Genomic DNA, 6000 nt, shown 5'->3' on the forward strand with positions numbered 1-6000 from the left:
GGAGCGCCCTTCGGTGCGGTCGAGAAAAGCCGGCGGTCAGACGGGCGCTTTCACAGGTCCGGGGCACCCGATCGAGCAAGGCAGGCTTGCGGACAAGCGGGCGCAGCCCTGCGCGGGACGCGGGCTTGCCTTGCGAGGGGAGGACGAACCGGCCGCAACGCGGCGCGCAGCGGCCTTGAAACGACCGGCCGCCGGATTATGACCGTGCAGATCCGAAGGGTGCTCCGGCAAGGGGCTGGCATGTCTCCAGAACTGGGCGGAAATCGGCGGGACCAAATACCCCGCGCCATCAGACTGACGGCGGTGATCAACGACGCACGCCATTAAACTGGTCCAGCCTCACCACGCCTGAGAGACCGTGTTGATGCATCGTGAACCGAGGCCGTCATCACGTCATCGAAGACGATAGCCGCAATTTCCAGCGCACGATCCGGGTGAGGCTGCTGGCCTCGATGGGATGCTTATCGAGAGACTGCGTTATCATCAGTGATCGCATCGGCCTTCACCAGAGCCGCCTTGGCGCGAGGCAACCAGTTCTCGAAATCATGCCGCGAGATGCCCATCGACTGCACCGGCTCCCGCAGAAGCGCCACGAGTTCCTTGAACAGTGCGGCTCTTCGCTCGACGGTTTCGCCATCCCGCGGGAACCGGGTTCCAGCAGGGGAGGGCGCGTGCAATGGGACGGGAGGTTTCTTCGGGCCTGGGGAGGAGGGGCGTCCTACCTACTTCAGACCTATGCGGACACGGTTCGCAGCCCGCGTCGCGGGCGGCTGGTCAGGGGCTGCATCAGCGGCGGCGAGCGCATTGGCCTCGTCGACGATCTGGCGATCGCTACAGCCCTGCAGGACAGCACGGAGATCCGCAAGTAGCTGTTCGACGCCCTCCTGCAGCGCGTCGTCCTCGAAACCGGCAATGAAGCGCTCGGCGGCCTCAAGCGTCCGGTAGAGGGGAGGCTGGCGGTTGACTACCGCCGGGCGGGCGGCTTCTTCCAGATCCACGACGGTGACGACGCCGTCCGGCGCCTCGACATTGTAGATGTTGGCGGACTTGTCTGGTCGGCAGATTATGGCGTACGCCTTGCGCGCTGCGTCCAATGGAGAGGCGGCGTCATCGATGTCGATGTCCCATGAAACGCGGTAGGTCATCTCTGCCTCCCTTACGACGCAACGGCATCGGGCAGGTAGCGCAGATGCACTGGCAGCTTGGCGGCGACCTCCTCGTCGGTAAGGGAATTAAGCAACCTTGGCACGCTGCCTAGTTTGCCGCCGAAGAAGAGCACGGTGCGCTGGCCGCGCGACGCATAGGGCCACCGGTCACCGGTATAACCACGATAGGGCTCCGCGGTGCTGCTCCAGATGTGCTCGAGACGTTCATCGCGCGTCATCGCCCGCACGGGCCGGCTTTCGCGTTCGATGATGGCGAGGCGCATTGCCTCGACGGCGTCATCATCCGAAAGATCGCAGTATCCATGGAAATAGCGGATGGCGTCGTCGATGCTAAGGGCGAAGAACACCGATGTCACCGTGCCGGTCAGAAACTGGCGGAGCGCAAACATCGAGCCGCGAATCCAGAGTGGAGCTTCGACGGCAAACATATAGTCGTGTTCCGCCTCATCGATCTCGAACCATTCCCCTGCATAGAGGGTGGTCGCATCATCGGCATTGTGCGTCGTGCGCCCGGTATGGCGGTCGAACATGCGATACATCTGGCGGCGATCGGCGACGCCTTGGAAAACCTTGCGGATGGCGGGTGCGGTGGTCATGTGCGGCTCCTCGAGTTTATCGGACCGAAGCGCGGCGCAGGCATCTCGACCTCACCTGTTCTTCAATCCTCTGTTACCCCTCCCGCGCCGCCGGCATCGCGAGCGGCCGGGTCAAGGGCCGGCTCTGCCGGGCAAAGCCTCCCTTGACGCGGGCGACGCGCATGCGGCAGGCCTCCTCTTGTTCCATTCCTCCCTTTTTTCCTGTTTCTCCTTCCCTTTTTGCTGCAGCGCCTCGTTCCAATCGTCGGCCAGCGGCCGGAGCCGCTGCCAGCGGCAGCCGGCGTTCTCGGCCAGCGCACGTAGGCGCTCGGCATAGGTCTCCCCCTGATCGTTCGCGTCGGTCGCGGCGACCAGCATGGCGCCGGGGCGAGACGCCAGGGCGCGCAACGCGGCATCCGTCAGCGGAGACCATCCCCCGCCGGTGCTGAGGTAAAGCGAGCCCTCCCGTAGGCCCTCGAAGGCGGCAAGGCTCATGGCGTCGATCGCCGCCTCCGTCACGCACATGCGCAGGGCATCAGGTCTGCCAAAACGAAAGAGGGTCTTCGAGCCGCCGGTCGAAAAGCCGCGCCAATCGGGGCCGCGCTCCTCCCAGCCGCAGACGACTCCGAGATCATCCGTATGCGCCGCCCACATGCTCCCGTAAGGACCCTCTCGCAGCCGATTTTCCGCGATTGCCCGCCGCAGAACCATCGGAGGCAAGAAGCGGGAGCCGACGAGGTAGCGCCAGGTCGCGGAACCACGCCATGGGGTTCGCCTTGCCTTCCACTGGTCGGCAAGGCCCAGCACGGCACGTCGCTCGCGCGGCGCCCAAACCGGTTCGCTGGTCCGGAATCCGATGAGGCCGGCGACGGTTTCGAGGCATTCCCCGAAGCCGACATTATCAAGGCGACACACGAGGGCGAAGATGTCGCCCTTATCGTCGCTGTGGGGATCGAACCAGCCCTTTCCTTCATGTGTCACGATGACGATCTCGCCACCGCGTCGGTATTTGACTGCCCGGCGCGTGCTCTCCTTGACGTCGATGGCAAACCCCGCGCGCTCCAGCAGCGCGCCACAGTTGACCTTGTCCTTCAGCTCCGCGATTTCTGCTCTTTTCATGCTTCTTCGGCCGCGCCAGCGGCCGCTCCCTTCGTTCTCGTCCACACACGTTGCGCAGCAAATCCAGTCCCGCCGCACCAGGCGGCGGCTGCAAGGGCGCGGAGATTGGGGCGAGGGCACCCGAGCCCGCCGCGGCGCAGCTTCCCTTGCGGGCGCCGCATGGATGCGGCACCCTAGGCCGGAGGGCAGGGCAGGCTCAATGAGCCGGCCCGAAGTCGAAGGGATCGATCTCGTGGATCACATCGACGTCGGCGTCGTCGAGTTCCTCGCTCGGCAGCACGCCGTACTCGCCGGCGGATCGGAACAAGGTCACCGGAACCATGAGGGTGCGCGCCAGGTGAAACGCATGGGATTGAGCAAGAGAGAGAGCGTGCGACATCGTGAGGCTCCATCGGGGAGCGGGCTAATTCCCGCTCGATGGCGCCATGATTGGCCCGGGCCGGGGCGCGATCACCGCGAAGGCGCATGCCGAAGCGGCCGCAGCTTGCTAGCGGACCCCCTGCGGGTTGATCGCACAAGCACCGAACCGGGCCAGGCCGCCATCCCAGAAGAGCGGGATTGGGACGCCCCTGCTGGAGGCGGGATATGCCGCGTGAACGTCGCGTCAGAACTCATCTCCTTCGCTTTGCCCTGGATGGACGCGTCCTGTTTTGCCGACGATCCGTGGCGCTATCTGCCGCGCGGTCGAACGCCGGAGATCAGCCGGGACACCAGGGTTTCCGCCGGCCATCCCAGCGACGTACGAGCCCTAGCGTGACAAGCCGGTCGCCGACATCGCCGTTGTCCGAGATCACCCGCGCCAACTGGCGCCGATAACGATCGAGCTTGCCTCTCACCAGGCTGATCCGCCCGTCGTCCAATAGCCGCACGAGTTCGTTTTTTGCCTTGACCGCCGCCGACCGCTCAGCGGCGCATCGTCCATCGATCCAGCGCGTCGATGTTCTCGATGCGGATTTTCTCACGGCCGCCGCGCGCGTCGTGCAAGATGAAGCTGTCCCCGTCCCAGACAAGGATGGTGACCGACCGGCAGGTGTCCTGTTCGCACAGGGTCGCCTCGGCGGCGGCATGACGATTCTCGGACGCTACGCCGACGCATGGTGACAACAAGCCGGCGAGCTACCACCGCGACGCGTCGGCAGAGGTCACGACGCTTTCTTCGAAACAAGATTGAAAAGCTGGGCAATGACATCGGTCGCGTAAATCTGCTCCCCTTCGCGTTCATAGTTCGAATTCGAGATCCTGGACTCGACATAGACGAGATCGCCCGCGTCCATTGGCCTCGATCCAATCCGCCTGCTTCCTGTCGAGGATCGTCACCTGCACCCAATCGGTAGCGGTTTTCCGCTCCCCGTCGGCTTGCCATTCCCTGTTGGTGGCGATGTTCACCTTCAGCACATTTTTGAGCGGTATAATGTTGCCGACGTGGCCAGGCAGGGTATGCCGGTTAACTGTACGCATGGATTTAAACCTTCCTTAACCGAAAAAAACGATCTATCTGTTGACCCCGAACCAATGCCGCTCGGTTTGGCCAGAGGTGTCATTCTTGATGTCGAAGAAATAAGGTTCCGGCCTGAGCGGTCGGGGTATGGAGACCGTTTGTATGCAGCTCCGCTGCCGATCAGAGTTGTAGAGGCCGTGCACATTGCCCTGGCAAATGTTGACTGTCTTGACGCACAGGTTCCCCTCCCTGGCGAAGCCATTGCGGTCGTTGCTGCTCCCCACCCGATAGCCCTCCGGGCATTCCGCATATCGCTGATATCCTGGCGCGCCTGTGCCCGCTTCCGGGCAGATCGGCCAGTCGAATCCCGGCTTCTTCATCGCAGAGATCAGCCGGTTCATCGGCGGATGGCAGGCGGACACGCCCCGCCAGGACGGGTTGGAAGACGAAGCGCACAGCAGGACTTCGCAGCCCCATTCGCTCGCATTGGCGGCGGCCGGAAGCAAAACGGCCGCCAGGAGCGTTCCGACGATGATGTTGACAGGTGTGGCTATGGCGGACATCGGCAATTTCTCATCATTGACGACAATTCGTAAATTATAGTTTATATGGCGATGGCGATCAAGCGTAAGAAGGCTGACACTGATCTTGGAACCATGATCCTGCGGAACATGGCGGCGGTTATGGAACGGGAGCGGGAGAAGCGTGGGCTGACCAAAAAAGAGCTGGTGGAGCTCTGCGAGATCACCGCGCCCTATTATTTCCGGATTCTCGATGCCACGGCGAACCCGTCGTTGCAGGTGATCTCGCGGATCAGCACGAACATGAAAATCCCGCTTCAAGAGTTGATGATGGGCATCAAGGACAGCAAAAGCTGAACCGGATCGCTCCGCTGAGCGTCACGGTCGCGACGGGGCTGCTGCGAAATCAATAAATTATATTTTATCATCACTCTCACAGTCGGTCTGGGCGCAGCGTTCGGGCTAAAAAGGAGGGTGAAGGGTCTTGAACCACTGGCTGCTTGCGGCGCTGCTGCTGACGACACCCAACGCATGGGCCGCGGACAATCCGATGTGGCGGAGCGGTTTCGCCTGGTCCTGCGCATTTTCTTCGGTCCTGCGTTGCAAGCGCACCGTCGATTGTGCGGCGGCTCCGGAAGAGGGGGTGATCCGGCTGGATTATCGCGAGAACCGACTGACGGATTTTCAGGGCACGGTCCACCCGATCAAGCGCCACTACGTCCAGAGCGTCCCCGCCAGCCCGATCGGGAGCGAGGTCAAAATCGAACTCGACACCAACGAGGTGATCTGGCTTGCGGCGGCGGATGGGGCAAGGATGTTTTCCGACAACTGGATTGGCGCGATGTTGTCGCCGAAGGCCGGCGTCATCGTGCGGGAACTTCGGCCGTTGGTCTGCAAGCCGACAAAATAGAGCGCATCTCGATCGCGCTCTTATGCCTAGTGGAGGCGCCCAAACAAAGAGATGATGAGGTCTCTCGCAAGACAGATGGAATGCAACGGGATCATGAAAGGCGCGCGGCGTTGGAGGCGATGCGGGCGGGGATCTCTTTCAGGCTGTGTGAGCTCAAGCCGAGGCGCGACTTGCGGGCTCGTTGATCCTATCCTCCCGATCGCACCTGCGCGAGCAGCTTCTGGCGGAAGACCTCGGCCGGTGTCTTGTAGCCGAGGCACTTGCGTGGCGT

Annotated in this window: 9 protein-coding genes; 3 read left to right on the top strand and 6 right to left on the bottom strand. The window is 62.8% G+C overall.

All coding sequences use genetic code 11. The features are described from left to right. Nucleotides 1–722: 722 nt before the first annotated feature. From ACOZKU_RS22330 to ACOZKU_RS22345, 4 genes are all read right to left on the bottom strand, one after another. Nucleotides 723–1145: a hypothetical protein gene (locus ACOZKU_RS22330; RefSeq protein ID WP_421580738.1), complete on the bottom strand. Its 423-nt coding sequence runs from the start codon at nt 1143–1145 to the stop codon at nt 723–725. An 11-nt stretch (nt 1146–1156) separates the two neighbouring features. Beyond that, on the bottom strand, nt 1157–1762 hold the full coding sequence (locus ACOZKU_RS22335) for a DUF1419 domain-containing protein (RefSeq protein WP_421580739.1): 606 nt from the start codon (nt 1760–1762) through the stop codon (nt 1157–1159). 111 nt (nt 1763–1873) lie between these two features. Beyond that, nucleotides 1874–2860: a DUF3991 and toprim domain-containing protein gene (locus ACOZKU_RS22340; RefSeq protein ID WP_421580740.1), complete on the bottom strand. Its 987-nt coding sequence runs from the start codon at nt 2858–2860 to the stop codon at nt 1874–1876. A gap of 196 nt (nt 2861–3056) precedes the next feature. Continuing rightward, nucleotides 3057–3239 carry a hypothetical protein gene (locus tag ACOZKU_RS22345; RefSeq protein WP_421580741.1) on the bottom strand — a complete coding sequence of 61 codons (183 nt, stop codon included), beginning with the start codon at nt 3237–3239 and terminating at the stop codon, nt 3057–3059. A 506-nt stretch (nt 3240–3745) separates the two neighbouring features. Here ACOZKU_RS22345 and ACOZKU_RS22350 point away from each other — a divergent pair. Next, nucleotides 3746–3961, top strand: coding sequence for a hypothetical protein (locus tag ACOZKU_RS22350; RefSeq protein WP_421580742.1), 216 nt, complete (start codon nt 3746–3748; stop codon nt 3959–3961). 117 nt (nt 3962–4078) lie between these two features. Here ACOZKU_RS22350 and ACOZKU_RS22355 read toward each other — a convergent pair whose 3' ends face one another. Together ACOZKU_RS22355 and ACOZKU_RS22360 are read right to left on the bottom strand one after the other, a co-directional pair. Further along, nucleotides 4079–4318: a hypothetical protein gene (locus ACOZKU_RS22355; protein WP_421580743.1), complete on the bottom strand. Its 240-nt coding sequence runs from the start codon at nt 4316–4318 to the stop codon at nt 4079–4081. Between the two features lie 33 nt (nt 4319–4351). Continuing rightward, entirely contained in the window at nt 4352–4861 is a 510-nt protein-coding gene (locus ACOZKU_RS22360) for a hypothetical protein (RefSeq protein WP_421580744.1), read from the bottom strand. 45 nt (nt 4862–4906) lie between these two features. Between ACOZKU_RS22360 and ACOZKU_RS22365 the strand changes: the two genes are divergently transcribed. Further along, nucleotides 4907–5176, top strand: a complete 270-nt coding sequence (locus ACOZKU_RS22365) for a helix-turn-helix domain-containing protein (protein ID WP_421580745.1) — start codon at nt 4907–4909, stop codon at nt 5174–5176. Nucleotides 5177–5303: 127 nt separating this feature from the next. Beyond that, a complete protein-coding gene (locus ACOZKU_RS22370) occupies nt 5304–5729 on the top strand; it encodes a hypothetical protein (RefSeq protein ID WP_421580746.1) in 426 nt (141 codons plus the stop codon). Nucleotides 5730–6000 lie beyond the last annotated feature (271 nt).

This window comes from Shinella sp. M31, from assembly GCF_049199205.1.
Taxonomy (GTDB): domain Bacteria; phylum Pseudomonadota; class Alphaproteobacteria; order Rhizobiales; family Rhizobiaceae; genus Shinella.

Excerpts from the sequence above, each read along its gene's own strand:
- ACOZKU_RS22330 (WP_421580738.1), bottom strand. The coding sequence starts at position 1,145 with ATGACCTACCGCGTTTCATGGGACATCGACATCGATGACGCCGCCTCT.
- ACOZKU_RS22335 (WP_421580739.1), bottom strand. The coding sequence starts at position 1,762 with ATGACCACCGCACCCGCCATCCGCAAGGTTTTCCAAGGCGTCGCCGAT.
- ACOZKU_RS22340 (WP_421580740.1), bottom strand. The coding sequence starts at position 2,860 with ATGAAAAGAGCAGAAATCGCGGAGCTGAAGGACAAGGTCAACTGTGGC.
- ACOZKU_RS22345 (WP_421580741.1), bottom strand. The coding sequence starts at position 3,239 with ATGTCGCACGCTCTCTCTCTTGCTCAATCCCATGCGTTTCACCTGGCG.
- ACOZKU_RS22355 (WP_421580743.1), bottom strand. The coding sequence starts at position 4,318 with ATGCGTACAGTTAACCGGCATACCCTGCCTGGCCACGTCGGCAACATT.
- ACOZKU_RS22360 (WP_421580744.1), bottom strand. The coding sequence starts at position 4,861 with ATGTCCGCCATAGCCACACCTGTCAACATCATCGTCGGAACGCTCCTG.
- ACOZKU_RS22365 (WP_421580745.1), top strand. The coding sequence starts at position 4,907 with ATGGCGATGGCGATCAAGCGTAAGAAGGCTGACACTGATCTTGGAACC.